Annotated in this window: 17 protein-coding genes; 4 read left to right on the forward strand and 13 right to left on the reverse strand. The window is 31.4% G+C overall.

Annotated features, from left to right (window positions below; genetic code table 11):
* Positions 1–715 precede the first annotated feature (715 nt).
* The 3 genes from perR to bcp form a co-directional block, all read right to left on the reverse strand.
* Positions 716–1,168 (reverse strand): peroxide-responsive transcriptional repressor PerR, encoded by a 453-nt coding sequence (gene perR, locus KA858_RS11165; RefSeq protein ID WP_210135720.1) that lies wholly within the window; start codon positions 1,166–1,168, stop codon positions 716–718.
* Positions 1,169–1,261: 93 nt separating this feature from the next.
* Positions 1,262–2,212: an NAD(P)-dependent oxidoreductase gene (locus KA858_RS11170; RefSeq protein WP_210135721.1), complete on the reverse strand. Its 951-nt coding sequence runs from the start codon at positions 2,210–2,212 to the stop codon at positions 1,262–1,264.
* 4 nt (positions 2,213–2,216) lie between these two features.
* The gene (gene bcp, locus KA858_RS11175; RefSeq protein ID WP_210135722.1) at positions 2,217–2,672 is read right to left on the reverse strand and encodes a thioredoxin-dependent thiol peroxidase; all 456 of its coding nucleotides are present in this window, start codon (positions 2,670–2,672) and stop codon (positions 2,217–2,219) included.
* 81 nt (positions 2,673–2,753) lie between these two features.
* On the opposite strand from bcp, the gene KA858_RS11180 reads away from it, so the two are divergent.
* On the forward strand, positions 2,754–4,043 hold the full coding sequence (locus KA858_RS11180; protein WP_053030351.1) for a glutamate-1-semialdehyde 2,1-aminomutase: 1,290 nt from the start codon (positions 2,754–2,756) through the stop codon (positions 4,041–4,043).
* Between the two features lie 153 nt (positions 4,044–4,196).
* On the forward strand, positions 4,197–5,291 hold the full coding sequence (locus KA858_RS11185) for an FUSC family protein (protein ID WP_053030352.1): 1,095 nt from the start codon (positions 4,197–4,199) through the stop codon (positions 5,289–5,291).
* Between the two features lie 52 nt (positions 5,292–5,343).
* Here the strand turns inward: KA858_RS11185 and KA858_RS11190 are convergent, their stop codons facing one another.
* The 3 genes from KA858_RS11190 to mutY form a co-directional block, all read right to left on the reverse strand.
* A complete protein-coding gene (locus tag KA858_RS11190; protein WP_075108594.1) occupies positions 5,344–7,080 on the reverse strand; it encodes an ABC transporter ATP-binding protein in 1,737 nt (578 codons plus the stop codon).
* Between the two features lie 163 nt (positions 7,081–7,243).
* Positions 7,244–7,786: a nucleoside tri-diphosphate phosphatase gene (ntdP, locus tag KA858_RS11195; protein WP_053030354.1), complete on the reverse strand. Its 543-nt coding sequence runs from the start codon at positions 7,784–7,786 to the stop codon at positions 7,244–7,246.
* Between the two features lie 113 nt (positions 7,787–7,899).
* On the reverse strand, positions 7,900–8,946 hold the full coding sequence (gene mutY / locus KA858_RS11200; protein WP_210135723.1) for an A/G-specific adenine glycosylase: 1,047 nt from the start codon (positions 8,944–8,946) through the stop codon (positions 7,900–7,902).
* A 144-nt stretch (positions 8,947–9,090) separates the two neighbouring features.
* Here mutY and KA858_RS11205 point away from each other — a divergent pair, with 144 nt between their 5' ends.
* Complete coding sequence (locus tag KA858_RS11205) at positions 9,091–10,068, forward strand: metal-dependent hydrolase (protein WP_210135724.1); 978 nt, start codon at positions 9,091–9,093, stop codon at positions 10,066–10,068.
* Between the two features lie 57 nt (positions 10,069–10,125).
* Here the strand turns inward: KA858_RS11205 and KA858_RS11210 are convergent, their stop codons facing one another.
* The 7 genes from KA858_RS11210 to KA858_RS11240 all read right to left on the reverse strand — a co-directional run bounded on the left by KA858_RS11210 (position 10,126) and on the right by KA858_RS11240 (position 15,611).
* The gene (locus tag KA858_RS11210; protein ID WP_210135725.1) at positions 10,126–10,917 is read right to left on the reverse strand and encodes a teichoic acid transporter; all 792 of its coding nucleotides are present in this window, start codon (positions 10,915–10,917) and stop codon (positions 10,126–10,128) included.
* An 8-nt stretch (positions 10,918–10,925) separates the two neighbouring features.
* Entirely contained in the window at positions 10,926–12,437 is a 1,512-nt protein-coding gene (locus tag KA858_RS11215; protein WP_210135726.1) for an ATP-binding cassette domain-containing protein, read from the reverse strand.
* A 15-nt stretch (positions 12,438–12,452) separates the two neighbouring features.
* Positions 12,453–12,767, reverse strand: coding sequence for a YfhH family protein (locus KA858_RS11220; RefSeq protein WP_075108589.1), 315 nt, complete (start codon positions 12,765–12,767; stop codon positions 12,453–12,455).
* Positions 12,760–13,563 (reverse strand): recombination regulator RecX, encoded by an 804-nt coding sequence (recX, locus tag KA858_RS11225; protein ID WP_075108588.1) that lies wholly within the window; start codon positions 13,561–13,563, stop codon positions 12,760–12,762. Before recX ends, KA858_RS11220 begins: the two co-directional genes overlap by 8 nt.
* Before the next feature lie 195 nt (positions 13,564–13,758).
* Positions 13,759–14,571: a monofunctional peptidoglycan glycosyltransferase SgtB gene (gene sgtB, locus KA858_RS11230; RefSeq protein ID WP_210135727.1), complete on the reverse strand. Its 813-nt coding sequence runs from the start codon at positions 14,569–14,571 to the stop codon at positions 13,759–13,761.
* A gap of 271 nt (positions 14,572–14,842) precedes the next feature.
* Complete coding sequence (locus tag KA858_RS11235) at positions 14,843–15,361, reverse strand: type 1 glutamine amidotransferase domain-containing protein (RefSeq protein ID WP_070854230.1); 519 nt, start codon at positions 15,359–15,361, stop codon at positions 14,843–14,845.
* Between the two features lie 88 nt (positions 15,362–15,449).
* Positions 15,450–15,611, reverse strand: a complete 162-nt coding sequence (locus KA858_RS11240) for an SE1561 family protein (protein WP_107630250.1) — start codon at positions 15,609–15,611, stop codon at positions 15,450–15,452.
* 156 nt (positions 15,612–15,767) lie between these two features.
* Here KA858_RS11240 and yfkAB point away from each other — a divergent pair, with 156 nt between their 5' ends.
* Complete coding sequence (gene yfkAB, locus KA858_RS11245) at positions 15,768–16,907, forward strand: radical SAM/CxCxxxxC motif protein YfkAB (RefSeq protein WP_210135728.1); 1,140 nt, start codon at positions 15,768–15,770, stop codon at positions 16,905–16,907.
* Positions 16,908–17,026: the final 119 nt, after the last annotated feature.

Here is a 17,026-nt window from a genome sequence, read left to right on the forward strand (position 1 = left end):
TGATTAGCTCATAATACTAAATAGTGTTTGTAACATTTAAGTTACTGTTTTTGGAATTAACGTTGACATATTGTCATTCAGTTTTCAATGTTCATTTAAAGCAATTACATTTATTAATTATATCAACAATCAACATCTAATGTCAAGAACTTTTTTAAATTTATTTTTTTAATTTTTTCTGTTCAAAACTTAATTGATTATTTCAACAAATAATATCTTATAATGTCTCGCTAAGTTTTTCAATAGTCAAAATTACACTTTCTTAACATTAAATTAATGATTTTAATTTGCCGGAAAAGAAAGTTTACATTCGTTTTTGACGACTTTTATATAATATCAAGTTTAGAAATGAACGTCAATCATTTCCTTATAAGAATAATGACTAATTTTTCACATCTAATGTATTGTTTTGAATTAAGGGTATAATTTACTTATTTTATTGTTAATTTCATATCGAATATTCAACTATAATGCCAATACTTCATTATATTCACTATATATTAAGGTAGCTACTTTGAAATTGCTACTACATATTTAGATCAATATAGGAAAGAGGCTGGGACATAATAAAATGTTCCAGCCTCTTTAACATTTAGGTAGTAGATAACTAATTTGAAAAGTGCTTATATCAAACTTTTGCACTCTTAGTCATCTTTACTAGGAGTAAACAACAAGTTTAATTCTTTCTGACCTACTCCATTTAAACTTCTACTTATTATTTTTCTTTATCTTTGCATTCTTTACAGATACCATATATTTCCATACGGTGATGTGTTACGTCGAACTCTGTAATGTGTTGAGCAAGTTGTTCAACTTCATCAAGTTGTGGATAGTGGAAATCTACTATCTTGCCACATTTCTCACAGATAACGTGATAATGATTATGAGTATTAAAATCAAATCGACTTGATGCATCTCCATATGTTAATTCTTTAACTATGCCAATACTTTTAAACACTCTTAAATTATTATATATTGTCGCAACACTAATATTTGGAAAATCAGGTGAAAGTGCTTGATAAATTTCATCCGCCGTCGGATGTGAATGAGATGCAATAAGATAACGAATGATAGCTTGACGTTGTGGTGTAATTCTAACACCAGCTCTTCTAAGGGCTGCAATTGATTCTTCTAGTTCATGATCAATGGACTCTACTTCTGCACTCATTGTTTTCACCACTTTCTAGTTAATAATAATTATTACTTGATATTAATATAACTGTTTAGAAAGTATAATGTCAATAAGTACGAACCTTTTCCTTTAATAACCATGATATAAATCGACTTTATTCTCAATTACATCATTCTTATTGAGAAAATGGTCTAAATTCTTCTTAAAAAGTTTCGTTGCGTCTCTTTTAATGTTTTTATCGTTACCACTGATATGCGCAGTTAGCGTTACATTATCTAACTTGTACAGCACATTGTCTGGTTTCAATGGTTCATTTTCAAATACATCAATATAAGCATGTCGAATTTGATTCTGTGATAAAGCCTTTATGAGTGTTTTTTCATTTACAACTGTTCCCCTACCTACATTAATAAATAAACATTCATCATTCATAAGCTCAAAATGTTTCTCTAATAGTAAATGATACGTTTCATTAGTTTCAGGTAAGGTGTTAATAATGATATCAGCTTTATTTAGATGTTTTTCAAGTTCTTCTATTTTATAAATACAGTCAAATCCTTCTTTGGATTTACCTAACCTACTAATTCCAACTATAGTCATATCAAATGGCTTAAGTAATTTAACGGTCTGTTGTGCTAATGATCCTGTCCCTAATATTAAAACACGTTCTCCACTCAATCGCTTGCCAGTTAGTCTAGAGTCATATACTTTATTGATTTGATTAATGTATGATGTACGCATTTTCTTATAGTCATCAAGTATGAATGCAAGAACAAACTCTGAAACTTGTTTTGCTTGCACGCCTCTACTATTGGTTAAAATAATGTTTCTTTTCTTAATTGTTTCTAAGGGTAAACTATTTACGCCTGTTGCGTACCAAGCAATCCATTTTAAATTTGGGCACTCATTAATGAAGTTTGCATCTACCCCACCATCATAACCAATCAATATATTCAATTCTTCCTTTAATGCTTTAGGTATGTCTTCGGCTTTTTTGAAAAAGTAAAATTCTAATTCTGGATAGTCACTTTTAAGTACTGATTCTATTTCTCCAAGTCGCTTTAAACTAACTATTTTCATTTTTTCACCCCAAAATTCGATTTAATTCTTCCATTTGTGTTTTAACTTTAACTTTTTCAATAACATCAATGATGATACCTTCTTCATCTATTATAAAAGTTGTTCGTACAATTCCCATGGATTCTTTACCGAATGACTTTTTCAATTGGTAAACACCCACTTTTTCAGATAATACATAATTTTCATCTACTAATAAGTCGAAATTAAGATTATGTTTAGCAATAAAGTTTTGATGCTTTTTCTTAGTATCTGCACTGACACCATAAACTTGAACATCTAATTCATTAAATCTATCTAAATTATCTCTAAAATCACATGCTTCAGTCGTACACGTTGGCGTATTATCACGTGGATAAAAATATAAAATTGTTTTGCTTCCTTTTATTGTTTCATTTGTAATACATTCTCCATTTTGATTCTCTAATTTGAATTCTGGAAATTTGTCACCTTTTTTAAACATCCTATCACCTATTTCTTAATCGTATTAATTATATGATACGATAGTAATGAATAATATTAAAATAAGAGAGGTTGAAATAAGATGAAATTCACTGAGAGTGAACGTCTGCAACAATTATCAAATGAATATATTTTAGGTGGCGTTAATTCACCATCACGTTCATATAAAGCGGTAGGTGGAGGTGCGCCTGTAGTTATGCGCGAAGGTCATGGTGCATACTTATATGATGTAGATGGCAATAAATTTATTGATTATTTACAAGCTTATGGCCCAATTATTACTGGTCATGCACACCCTCACATTACAAAAGCCATTCAAGATCAAGCAGCTAAAGGTGTATTGTATGGTACACCAACAGAGTTAGAGATTGAATTCAGTAAAAAATTACGTGAAGCAATCCCATCACTCGAAAAAATACGATTCGTTAACTCTGGTACTGAAGCAGTAATGACAACAATACGTGTTGCACGTGCTTATACAAAGAGAGATAAAATTATTAAGTTTGCGGGCTCTTATCATGGTCACTCAGACTTAGTATTAGTTGCTGCAGGAAGTGGCCCATCACAATTAGGCTCACCTGACTCAGCGGGTGTTCCCGAAAGTGTTGCAAAAGAAGTAATAACAGTTCCATTTAATGATATTGAATCATATAAAGAAGCTATGAAACACTGGGGAAATGAAGTTGCAGCAGTATTAGTAGAACCTATTGTTGGTAACTTTGGTATGGTAGAACCACAACCTGGATTTTTAGAAGAGGTAAATAAAATCACACATGATTATGGTGCATTGGTGATTTATGACGAGGTTATTACAGCATTCCGTTTCCATTATGGTGCTGCACAAGACTTATTAAATGTATATCCTGATCTAACAGCTTTCGGAAAAATCATTGGCGGTGGTCTTCCAATTGGAGGCTATGGTGGTCGACAAGATATTATGGAACATGTTGCACCTTTAGGTCCTGCATACCAAGCAGGTACAATGGCCGGCAACCCACTTTCTATGAGAGCTGGTATTGCATTATTGGAAGTATTAGAGCAAGAAGGTGTTTATGAAAGATTAGACAAATTAGGGAAAAGACTTGAAGATGGTTTATTAAAATTGATAGAGAAACATCATATCACCGCTACTATAAATCGTGTATACGGTTCATTAACGCTTTATTTTACTAATGAAACGATTACGCACTATGAACAAGTTGAAAATTCAGATGGTGAAGCATTTGCTAAATTCTTTAAATTAATGCTAAATCAAGGTATTAATTTAGCACCTTCTAAATTTGAGGCATGGTTCTTAACTACAGAACACACTGAAGAAGATATTGATGAGACATTAAAAGCTGCTGATTATGCATTTAGTCAAATGAAATAATCAACTGATGGCCTACAATAAAGCTGTTCAAATGTGAAGAACAGTTTTATTGTAGTTTTTTTATTAAAAACAAAAACTTGTATCATTTCAGTCTTCAAGTGTATACTAGTTTAAAATATTATTATTAAAATTATATTTAAAGGAGCGTTATAGTTGAGGCTAGGAGCTCGTATACTAAAGACTGGTATTGCAATTATTCTCGCTTTGTTTATAGCTTCTTTCTTACCTGATAATGTCGGATTAAAATCTGTAGCGGGCATTAGTGCGATTGTTGCTATGCAACCTAATATATATCGTTCCATCAAAACGATTTCAGAACAGGCTACAGGTAATGTCATTGGTGCTTTATTAGCAGTCATCATGGTAACCATTTTCGGTAAAAATATTGTGATTATGGGCGTTACTGTTATTTTATTAATTGCTATTTTATATAAAATAAATTTAGCTCATGTTGCTACACTTGCAGGTGTCACTGCACTCATTATAATGGGGCAACATACAGGATCATTCTATGTAACAGCCGCTTTTAGATTTATTCTAGTAATGATTGGTGTCGTAAGTGCTTCTGTAGTTAACTTAATATTTTTACCACCTAAATTTGAAACCAAGATATATCACAACTCGGTAAATATCGCTTCTGATATATTTATTTGGTTTAAGCTTGTATTAAATGACGCTTCTGACTATCATCAGATAAAAGAAGATGGAGAACAAATTGAATCACGCATTTCAAAACTTGAACAGATTTTTAATTATTACAATGAAGAGAAAGCACTAACTAGAAAAGCAGCCTTCCAACAAAATAGAAAGAAAATTTTATTTAAAGAAGTTGTAGGTACAACAAGACAAGCATATGAAGTGCTTAATCGAATGGCTAGATATCAGAATGATCTTCATAACTTAAATTACAATTTGATATTTCAAATCAAATTAGAATTAGATTCTTTAACAGCGTATCATGAACAAATTCTAAAAAGTTTGTCGAAAAAGGCGCGATATAATGTAGAACATTTTGATAATCAAATCATGAATCCTCAAAAGAAAGACCTAATGGATGCTTTTCAACAACAATTAATTCAAAATCCTTACCAAGTCGACTATTCTTATTCTAATATTATGCAAATTATTGCCACAATTGAAGAATATCGTTATTATCTAGAACATTTAGATCGTTTAAGATTAAGTTTCTTCACGTACCATCGAAATGATACTGAAATAGATATAGCCGATGAAGATTTTGACTTATAATAATAAGCGTTCACTGAATCAATAAAGTTCAGTGAACGCTTATTTATTATTATTATAAATTTTGTATACTATAGAGATGCTCATAAGCACCTTTTTTATCTATTAGTTCTTGGTGTGTGCCTGTTTCAACGATTTGACCGTTTTGCATTACAATTATCTTATCCGCATGTGTAATCGTTGAGAGTCTATGTGCAACAATAAGTGTTGTTCTATCTTTACTAAGCACATCTAACGCTTCTTGAATAATCGCTTCACTCTCTAAATCTAATGCTGAAGTAGCTTCATCTAAAATTAATATAGGTGGATTATTTAAAAAGATTCTTGCAATTGAAAGACGTTGTTTCTGTCCACCAGATAGTTTAACGCCACGTTCCCCTACTTCAGTATCATAGCCATCATGAAGATTCATAATAAAATCATGTGCATTGGCCATTTTAGCCGCTTCAATTATTTCTTCTTCACTAGCATCTGGGCGTCCTAATAATATATTTTCTCTAACTGTATCTGAGAAAAGAATATTATCTTGCTGTACTAAACCAATTTGATTTCTTAAACTACCGGTTAAAAAGTCTTTAACATTGTGATCATCTATTCTTATTTCACCTTCAGTTACATCGTAGAAGCGTGGTATCAAGTTAATTAAAGTTGATTTACCACCACCACTCATACCAACAAAAGCTACGGTATCTCCTTTGTTTATATTGAGATTGATATTTTTTAATATTGTTGATTCATCTTCATTATATTTGAAACTAACGTTTTTCAATTCTATATGACCTTGTTTAATTTCAATAGGCTGAGCGCCAATACCATTTTTTATATCATAATCTTCATCCATTAACTGAAACACCCTATCCATTGACGCAAAACTTTGAGTTAATGTTGTAAATGAAGCAACTAGTCTTCTTAACGGTCCAAATAATTGTTCCAAATAGCCAACAAAAGCTGCAAGTGTACCAACAGTAATTGAACCATTGATTGCTAAATATGACCCAAAGCCAATAACAATTATAGGTCCTAAATCTGTAACTGTATTAATCGCCGCAAATGAGTATGCATTCCATGACGTATGTTGAAATGCACGATTTAAGAAATGTTTATTTTTATGGTCGAAATTTTTAGCTTCATTATCCTCAATTGCAAAACTTTTAATTACTGACATCCCTTGTACACGTTCATGTAGAAATCCTTGTACTTCAGCCAATGCTTGCGAACGTTTACGCGTCAATTTTCTTAAGCGTCCAAAGAAGAAATAGACTGTGAGAATATAGAATGGGAAAATAATGATTGCCGCGAAAGTTAACTTCACATCTAGGAAGAACATAATAGATAGTGCAATGATGATTGTTATGCAATCTAGCCAAATGTTCATTAAACCAGTTAATATAAAGTCTTTCGTTTGCTCAACATCATTAATGACTCTCGATATCACTTGTCCAACTTGATTATTTGCATAAAATCTTGCACTTAGCGCTTGCAAATGATCATATAGACGTTTTCTAATATCATATAGAATTTTGTTACTCGTCCATTGTGCAAGATATTGTCGTAGATATTCTATTGGTGGTCTGACAATTAAGAAAATAAATAACGCTATGCCGATAGCTACACTTAAATGTTGAAACTTTTCATTCGTTGAAAGTGCACTATTATTAATAACGCCGTCAATTGCATATTTGATAAGTAGAGGAATTAACATAGGAATGCCGAATTTGATAATCCCAATAATTATCGTAGCTATTATTCGATATTTGTATGGTTTAACAAATTCTAAATAGCGTCGTATCATACTACTCCCCCCTATGATGATCACAATTATATTTTTAAAAAATTAATAGAGGTTGAAACTTTGATTCCAAACAATACATTTGTATCATCAAAGTAAATTCAACCTCTTGTTATTATCACTCAAGTACTATAAAACAAATATGTAACAATTACATCTTTTATGCTTAATAATTACGGATTTTTTTATATCGCTCTTTCCAAACTTTTATGAAATCTGGAGCGAATGGTCCTTTTTTCTGTTCGATCCACTGTTGTAAAATATCTACATTACGGCGTAAAATAACATCTATATCATGTGGATAATTCATCTGATTCATATGCTGCTCATACTCATCTTCATCTAATAAATGATATTTTCCATTAGGATATACCTTAATATCTAAATCATAATCAATGTATTTCAAAGCTTCTTCGTCACAAACGAAAGGCGATGATAGATTACAGTAGTAATAAATGCCATCCTCTCTAAACATACAAATGACATTGAACCAATATTCTGAATGAAAATACACGATAGCTGGTTCTCTCGTAATCCATGTACGACCGTCACTTTCAGTAACTAAAGTGTGATCATTCCCACCAATAATCACATGGTCTGTACCTTTTAAGATTGTTGTTTCAGACCATACTCTATGGATGTTACCGTCGTGTTTGTAACTTTGAATTTTTATATTTTCGCCTTCTTTAGGTATGGATTCTTTTACCATACTCCACACCACCCTTTTAGTAATTTTCGCACTTTAGATTATATCATATTTTTAAATAAGTCTTTACAGATGCGTTGTTATTTTCACTCAAGTTATACACAAATTAGAATGTCTTAGCCGTTAATGTATTGGTATATCTTATCCATAGAAACTGGTAACGTATATGCTTGTCGCTGATTTAAATCCATCCATTCCAGATGGTTACCTTTCATAAATGATTCTGACAGTGTCACGGTCTCAATGGTACTATAGACACTAATATCCCAAGTCATATGTGTGAATTGGTGTTTAAGCTTAAATACAATTCCCTCAGCTATCGATAATGACAATCCCAATTTTTCTTGCAATTGTTCTAAAGCATTTGGTGTTTCAAACATTGGAAATTGCCACATGCCATTTAACAATCTTTCTTGACGTTGCTCCATTAAATATTGACCTTTGGCATTTCTAACTAAGAATACCGCTTGTTGAATAGTTTTTTTCTTAATGTTCTTCGTTTTTACTGGTAACTCTAATACAGTGCCTTCTTTAAAAGCACGACAGTTCTCTTGAACTGGACAAAATAAACATAGCGGTTTCTTAGGTGTACAAACTAACGCACCTAATTCCATCATTGCTTGGTTAAATGTACCCGCCTCTTGATGCACATAAGGCTGTAATTCTTGTTCATAACTTTTTCTCGTGCTTTGCAACTTTATATCTCTTGAATCATTATTCAATCTAGACCATACTCTAAAGACATTGCCATCAACGGTTGCTAATGGCTGATTAAACGCGATGCTTAGAACTGCTGCTTGAGTATAAGGACCTACCCCTTTTAATTTCCCAAATTGTTCTGGTGTAGAAGGAACGACACCATGATATTCTGATGCTACTTCTTTCACAGCAGTATGAAAGTTACGTGCGCGACTATAATAGCCCAATCCTTCCCAATATTTAAGAACTTCTTCTTCATCTGCCTGACTTAATTCCTCTATTGTTGGAAAACGTTGAATAAATTTGTGATAATAATCCACAACTGTTTTAACCTGTGTTTGTTGAAGCATAACTTCACTTAACCAGATATAATATGGATTCGAAGTTTCACGCCATGGCATTTCTCTCTGATTCTTATTAAACCATTGTATTAAATTCTTTTTAAAAGTAAAATCGTTTATCATAATTATTTCCTTTCAATTCGCTTTATTTACTTCACTACGTGCACTTTATATTAAATGAAAAGTATTTTAATATGTTTCTTAATTTCGTTATTCCAATTTTTAGATTATAATATATATTAAATTAACATGAAAAGAGTGAACGTTATGGATACAGCCACGCACATTGCAATCGGTGTTGGATTAACTGCTTTAGCAAGTCAAGACCCAGCTATGGCAAATACTATGGCAGCCACAGCCACGACCTTAATTGCAGGGTCATTAATTCCAGATGGCGACACCGTTTTAAAATTAAAAAATAACGCCACATATATTTCACATCATCGTGGTATCACTCATTCTATACCATTTACAATTTTATGGCCGATATTGATTACATTTTTGATTTACGTAATCTTTCCAGGCGTAGATACTACGCACATATGGTTATGGGCACAGTTAGCGGTATTTTTACATGTCTTTGTAGATATATTTAATTCATATGGTACCCAAGCACTACGCCCACTAACAAACAAATGGATTCAACTAAGTGTTATTAATACCTTTGATCCAATCATTTTTATCATACTTTGTTTAGGTATTGTAATTTGGCTTCTAGGTGTTCATCCATTTGCAGTGTTCTTTCCAATTATAGGCGTACTCATCATTTATTACATTGTTCGTTTCAAAATGCAAAGTATTATAAAGAAACAAGCATTAAGTCAAATTAAAGAACAACACAAACCTGTTAAAATTTTTGTAGCACCTACTATGAAATTTATGGAATGGCGTGTTGCGATTCAAACTGAAGAACATGATTATGTAGGTCGATCATTTGGTAGAAATGTTGTTTTTAGTGATAAAGTTAAGCGACAACCATTTTCACCAGATACGTTATTGTGGCAAATCAAAGGTAATAAGGATATTAGAACATTTTTAAACTTTTCGTCTATTTATCGTTGGCAAACTCGAAAGCTAGACGATGATACTACAGAAGTTCGTCTAGTTGATTTACGTTATTTAAATAAAGGCCATTATAGCTTTGCAGCGATTGCACATGTCGATAATGACAACAATATTGATCATTCATACATCGGATGGGTTTTCACAGAAGAAAAATTACAAAAGAAATTATATTCTAAATAAACTTTTAAAAAGAGTGAACCAGAGTCATAATCTTATCTATGATTCTGGTTCACTCTTTTATTTATTTTTTGTAGCTATTGTATGAGATGAATATTTATATTTTGAGTGTGCAACATATCTCATTAACATAAAATTAACCGCACCTATAATTACCAAAATAATAACAAAATAGATATGGTAAGTAATGTTGTACAAATTTACTACACCATATATTGCAGAAGTCGCAATACCGTCAATTAAATAAAATAGTGGATTCAATTTTAGAATTTGAATCATTAAATTTTCATTTGCAGATGGAATAAATATGACAGGTATAATGAAAAAGCAAATAATTCCAATTAAAAAATATAACTTTGTCATATTCTTGTATATAATATCTAATAATCCTAGAGTAACGGATATAAATACAATAAATAAAACCATCATGATAAAAAATACGATAAATGCAATCAATGACTCATCGAAATTCACTGGCTTAAACAGTACGACGATCAACGTCAATATACAACAAATAAAACTTCCAAGAAGTGCATTTGCAATGGCTGTAACCAATGGTGTTGCTTGGAATGATTTTGTTATTAAATAATCTTGGCTGTACGCTTTAAAAGATTTAAATATCGTTGCTAATAGAGTAATAAATGTCATCATAGCAATGAGTCGATATAGCCATCTTGCTTTGCTAATATCCTCAATCCCTATAAAAGATAATGTCATTAGTGCAATCACTATTACAACTAATTGCGCAATTAAAAGCATAGCAAACCATTTCCAAGTATCTATGATGCGTTGTTTTGTAAACTCAATTAGTGATGGAAAGCGTTTAATATATAATAAAAAGTTATCTATCATTTTTACACCTACAATTCAATGTATATCCACTTGCTATTTTTCATGTCTGCGATTAAATATCCATCCCCCGACTTAACAATCCATAAATCCTGTGTAATATGATATTTATCTTTGAGTTCATCTTTATTGACTATCGGAAAAACAAATCCAGTTAATTTATTTTGATCATTAAATAACATATCGATTGGTTGTTGTGTTACTTCAACAACATATCTTGAATCTTTATCTGGCACCAATGTCTTTTTAACTTGATCGTGTTTCTTATGTAAGTGGCTATTAAAATAATCTACATAATTACTATAGTTTGATTTCATATATGGAGATAGCGCTTTGAAAGAATGTGACTCATATAGTGCCGCCGGGTTAAAATATTCCAATTTATGTTTTGCTACCACATAATCTTTATCATCACTGCTGACGCGATAACTTTTTGAATTTTCACCTGTGATTGTTAAAAACGTATATTTAGGGACGTTAATATTAGAATCCCCTTTTAAAGTAATTGAATCCTCTAACACAATGCCATATGCAAGCTTTTCATCAAATGGGTCTTTATTCTCTACTTTCTTTTGCGCTTCAATAATTGGAACGTCAAAACGTCCTACATTATTAATCACTAAGGCGCCTACAATGAATAAGCAAATTAAACTCGTAATTAAAATCGTCCAAAATCTTACAACAAAATCAGGTACTTTCGCATGTCTATATCGTTCAACTCTTTTGAAATTATAGCTCATTTCCGGAAGTCTACTACGACTTTCTTTCCAATCTAAATCAAAATTAAGTTGTTCTTCATCATTTGCAATGCTCATTCTATCTTGCTCGTGCTCTTTAAATACAGGCAAAACTTGGTTTAGTGAGCCTTCCATACGTACTTGTCCATGTGAAATCCAAGCAACATAGTTACTTACTTTTTCAACTTTTGCCAAGTCATTATCTATAAATACTAATGACTTATTTTCACTAATATAGTCTTTGGATAATTGTTTTGCTTTTTCTAAAAAGGCTTCATCAAGATGTTCGATGATATGATTTAAAATGATTAAATCCTTTCGACATACGCGTGCAATACTTAAAATTAACTGTGCAAAATCTGAATGGCTAAGTGCATTAATATGAACCGAAGATTTATCATCTAAATGTGCGAACTTAATGATTTGATCAACACTATGAGAGGTTGTTTCATAAGAAAATAATCGTTGAACTTCGGTTACATACTGTCTTACAGTCATATGAATTAAATGTTTATCTTTTATGTCACCATAATACGTAGAAACCGATTGATTAATCTTACCTCTATCTGGCTTAATGTCACCAGCCATAATTCTACCTATTAAAGTTTTTGAAGATCCTGGTTCACCAATGATAGCTAATGCTTCCCCTTGGTATATATGTAGCGATATGTTGTTTAATTCTATGTCTTCAGCGGCATAGCCTAATGGTAGATACCACTTTCTGTTTTTTTTACTTCTATAATAATGCGTGACATTGAGCATTTTTAAGATTATTGAACTTCCCATTCGTGTTACTTCCTTCTAAATTTTTAATAAAGCGAGTGGCAATCCTTCTTCAGGGGTCTTACTATTAATTCTATAGCCCCATGCAAACACACCTTTTAATCGTTCAACTTTAAAGTATTGCTCGCTTCCATCATTAAGTTTATACATTCTACCAAGTACAACTTTGGTACGATCAACTAAGTAACTTTCTGCAATAATGACCTTACTTTGATAAACATCATATTCATTCATTATGCCGTTCATTTCAGCTTTACGCATCTTTTCTTTATATATCTGTATTTCATGTCTTAATTCCTGTTCAGACATTTCACTTAGCTTTTTATCATTCATCTGAAATACCACTTTCTTCTAATTTTGCTTTAATTTTATCATATTTATAGCCTTTTCTCATAAGCGACTCTATCGTTTTCATTACTAATTGTTGTCCATCATATTTACGTTGTTGCTTTGTATATATTTTTTCAAGATCTTTTTGTAATAGATCCTCCAACAAAGCTTCATCTTGTTCAAAATCTAATTCAGATATTGCTTGTTGTGCGATATCCATAGAATAGCCTTTTTGAATTAAGCTTTGAAGTACTTTTTGACGTACTTTAATTTCAGGACCTTTCTTCGTTCTCATAATTTTATTTGCAACATTTATAACCGCTTCAAATGGTTGTTCTTCTTCATAAATTTGAACATATGTATTAATAATCTTAGGTTCAATTCCAACTTGATATAATTTTTGTTTGTAAATTTCAGGACCTTTATCAGTAGTATGTATCATTGTATTTTTTAAGCTTTCAGCATAATCTTCATGATTAATATATGCCTCTTTATAACAATAATCTATAACTTGTTGAATCGCGGATGCACTAATCTCGTTTTTTTGTAAATGTTGTCGCACTTCTTTTTCAGTTCTCTTTTTATAAGATAAGTATTGTATAGCCATATTAATACCTAAACGGTAATGCTCATACTTCTGTATCTTCTCCATATCAGATGGCTCAACAATTTGCCCTTTTTTTAAATTAAATTTTACAAGTGTATTAATATCGACTCCCATTTCAAAAGCGCCGTCCAAAAATAAGTTAAATCGCTCTTTATTGTTCTTCTGTACTTCTATTTTAGTGATTTTAGGCAATTCCTCCACCACCTTTACTTTGATTTATATTAAAAATCAAACTATCTTGATTTATCTAACACACATTATTTTATATCACTTAACGCATTACACAAAATGTTTTACCCATAAAAAAACCTCATAAAGGTTATTATTAAAATGACTCCTTTATGAGGACTTACACAAATATAAAATTTATTTTTTCAAGATTTACAATCAATAGTTATTTAATTGACTTAACGCTTCTTGATATTGACTATCTGAAATATACGCCTGCTGTTTCATCTTTTCAAGATTGGTTTTAATTCTATTTTTAAAATTGTCAGACATATTACTTATATCATAAACACTCGGTGCATTGACTTTACTTGCTAGAATCGCACTTTGTAAGACAGTGATTTGAGGCATATTGCTATTATTCTTATTTACTGTTGTTCCAAAATAATAGTTCGCAGCACCCTCAATTGTATATTGATCACTACCATAATAAATGTTATTTAAGTAGAAACTCAATATTTCATTTTTACTATATTGTTGTTCTACTTTATGTGCTACAAACAATTCCTTTAATTTCCGAGTAAAGGAACGCTCATTGTCGTAATAATAATTCTTCACAGTTTGTTGTGTAATTGTACTTCCGCCTTGAACGTCTCTATCACCTATCGTTGAGAATAATGCTCGTGTTGTTCCTTTGACGTCAAATCCATGGTGTTTATAAAAACGTTCATCTTCCATCGAAATAAAAGCACCTTTTACATAATCCGGCATATTGTCTGAAGAAACATAATTACTTTTGTTTTCAATTGTTTTAAGGTCATCAACATTTGCTCTCGAAGATAAGAAATACATTAACCCAATAAACAATGCAAATATGATGATAAATATAATAAATATTCTTAAAAATATACGTTTACTCTTTTTCTTTTTAGGTGGTTTACCTACAGGTTGATAATACGTATTGTAATGAGGTTCATTACGGTAATGTGAATGTCTCTCAGGCGAGTTGTTCATTCTTTGGCTTCTTTTCATGTGGTAGCTCCTTTACTAAAACTCACTCTATAACTGTGAGTTTAACAGTAGTTTTTAGATTAAGCTATACCTATCATGAAAAATCAGTCCCAAGGTGTATGAGGAAAGATTGTTTAAAGCCCTTTTAAATCAATCGTTGACGAACATCCTAATCACAATAAAAAGAACTGAGAGAAGCTTTACAGCCTCTTCTCAGTTCTATAACTTATACATTTGCTTTATAGCAACATGCATGTTTCAAATTAATTTTAAGTCTAAGAAACAATAAAATTTATGCTTGAAGTTGTTTAACAATTTCTCTATTAAAATCATCTAAGTCGTCTGGTGTACGACTTGTAACGATATTATTATCAACTACAACTGATTCGTCTACGACATTTGCACCTGCATTTGATAAATCTTTACGTACATTTAATACAGCAGTAAGTGTGCGTCCATTTAAGTCATCTGTATCTATTAAAATTTGAGGGCCGTGGCAAATCGCAAAGGCTGGCACATCATTTTTAGTGAAGTATTTAGCAAATGTGCCATAACGACCTTCAGCATCGCCGCGAAGATGGTCTGGTGAGAATCCACCAGGAATAAGTAGGCCATCGTAATCTTCTGGTTTTGCATCTGCAATACTTACATCAACAGTAACTTTTTCACCGTGTTTACCTACTACTTCTGCATTTGCAGTATCACCAATAATTTCAGTTTCGAAACCAGCTTCTTCAATTGCTTCTTTAGGGCTAGTTAATTCGATATCTTCGAATTCATTTGATAAAATAATTGCTACTTTTTTAGCCATTAGTTAATCACCTTTCTTGTTCGAATTATACTAATTATATAGACGAAATTAAGTGATATTAAACATACATAGATTGAAGTGTTTCAATTTATTTAGAAACTTGTTTAACTTTTTCTTCTAATTGGTCTAGTAATCCAATCCATTCATCTATATCTTCAACGCTTACTTCATCGGGATTTACATGGTCAATATCTTCTAAAAATTTTGATAATCTTGTTTTAATTTGTTCCATTGTTTGTTGTTCATTCATAACGATTTCTCCTTATTAATATATATATTTATTAAACTATACGTTAGTTTTATCCTAACAGAATTTGACAAAAAGCGATATAATCTTAATAATGTTTACTGTACTTTTGCAACGGATTAAGGAATTTTTTTAAGTTTAGGAGTAATAAATATGTGGATGACAAATCAGAAAAAACCCATTTCAATTAACAACGATCCATGGGAAGCATACAACGATGTTAAAACACACGGTCAGTTAACACTAAGTAATATAGAGTTCACTACTACTACATTATGTAATATGAGATGTAGTCACTGTGCTGTTGGCTATACTTTACAAACTAAAGATCCAGATGCTTTACCTATGGATATCATTTATCGTCGCTTAGATGAAATACCTCACTTACGAACTATGTCAATAACAGGTGGCGAACCAATGTTCTCAAAAACATCAATTAAAAACATTGTTAAACCTCTGTTAAAATATGCACAAGATCGTGGTATATATGTTCAAATGAATTCTAATTTAACACTACCGCAAGATCGTTATTTAGATATAGCTGAATACATAGACGTTATGCATATCTCTCATAACTGGGGTACAATTCAAGAATTTACTGATGTAGGTTTCGGCGCAATGAAGAAGCAACCTCCTTTAAAAGCAAAATTAAAATTATATGAACAGATGTTAGAGAATGCAAGTACATTATCAAGTCAAGGTATGTTTGTTTCAGCTGAAACGATGTTAAATCAAAGTACATTACCTTATTTAGATAAAATTCACAATGAAATCGTCAATGACATGAAATGCAGTCGCCATGAAGTTCATCCAATGTATCCTGCAGATTTTGCAAGTCAATTAAATGTTCTTTCTTTAAAAGAAATGAAACAAGCGATTCATCATTTATTAGACATTAGAGATGAAAATGTATGGATGTTATTTGGTACATTACCTATTTATCCATGTATCAATGATGAAAACGACCAAGCATTGTTACAGCGTTTACGCGATGCTAAAAATGTTACGACACGTAATGATCCAGATGGACGTAGTCGCCTGAATGTTAATGTCTTTAGTGGCGATGTGATTGTAACTGATTTCGGAGATGAAAATGGTACAATTTCAAATATTAAAACTGACAAATTAACAGACGTATTTAATAAATGGCTTACATCAGATTTAGCGCAATCGCTCAATTGTCATTGTGAGGCATTTCACTGTTTAGGTCCTAACGTTCTAGTTAAAAACATGTACTATCCAAACACTGATTTCAGAAAAAATGAGATTGAAATGCATACTGAAAATATTTTCAGTTAAATCATTTCAAGCAAATATAATAAGCACCACATAAAATGGTTCTACGCAAACATCGGTTGATAAATAAAAAAATTATTTAATTATAATAAGATTAAGCGACAAGGTGGAAATCAGACTTT

It is taken from the genome of Staphylococcus sp. GDX8P80P, from assembly GCF_017893095.1.
Taxonomy (GTDB): domain Bacteria; phylum Bacillota; class Bacilli; order Staphylococcales; family Staphylococcaceae; genus Staphylococcus; species Staphylococcus borealis.

Coding starts and splice junctions, on each gene's coding strand:
- perR (WP_210135720.1), bottom strand. CDS start 1,168: ATGAGTGCAGAAGTAGAGTCCATTGATCATGAACTAGAAGAATCAATT.
- KA858_RS11170 (WP_210135721.1), bottom strand. CDS start 2,212: ATGAAAATAGTTAGTTTAAAGCGACTTGGAGAAATAGAATCAGTACTT.
- bcp (WP_210135722.1), bottom strand. CDS start 2,672: ATGTTTAAAAAAGGTGACAAATTTCCAGAATTCAAATTAGAGAATCAA.
- KA858_RS11180 (WP_053030351.1), top strand. CDS start 2,754: ATGAAATTCACTGAGAGTGAACGTCTGCAACAATTATCAAATGAATAT.
- KA858_RS11190 (WP_075108594.1), bottom strand. CDS start 7,080: ATGATACGACGCTATTTAGAATTTGTTAAACCATACAAATATCGAATA.
- ntdP (WP_053030354.1), bottom strand. CDS start 7,786: ATGGTAAAAGAATCCATACCTAAAGAAGGCGAAAATATAAAAATTCAA.
- mutY (WP_210135723.1), bottom strand. CDS start 8,946: ATGATAAACGATTTTACTTTTAAAAAGAATTTAATACAATGGTTTAAT.
- KA858_RS11205 (WP_210135724.1), top strand. CDS start 9,091: ATGGATACAGCCACGCACATTGCAATCGGTGTTGGATTAACTGCTTTA.
- KA858_RS11210 (WP_210135725.1), bottom strand. CDS start 10,917: ATGATAGATAACTTTTTATTATATATTAAACGCTTTCCATCACTAATT.
- KA858_RS11215 (WP_210135726.1), bottom strand. CDS start 12,437: ATGGGAAGTTCAATAATCTTAAAAATGCTCAATGTCACGCATTATTAT.
- KA858_RS11220 (WP_075108589.1), bottom strand. CDS start 12,767: ATGAATGATAAAAAGCTAAGTGAAATGTCTGAACAGGAATTAAGACAT.
- sgtB (WP_210135727.1), bottom strand. CDS start 14,571: ATGAAAAGAAGCCAAAGAATGAACAACTCGCCTGAGAGACATTCACAT.
- KA858_RS11235 (WP_070854230.1), bottom strand. CDS start 15,361: ATGGCTAAAAAAGTAGCAATTATTTTATCAAATGAATTCGAAGATATC.
- KA858_RS11240 (WP_107630250.1), bottom strand. CDS start 15,611: ATGAATGAACAACAAACAATGGAACAAATTAAAACAAGATTATCAAAA.
- yfkAB (WP_210135728.1), top strand. CDS start 15,768: ATGACAAATCAGAAAAAACCCATTTCAATTAACAACGATCCATGGGAA.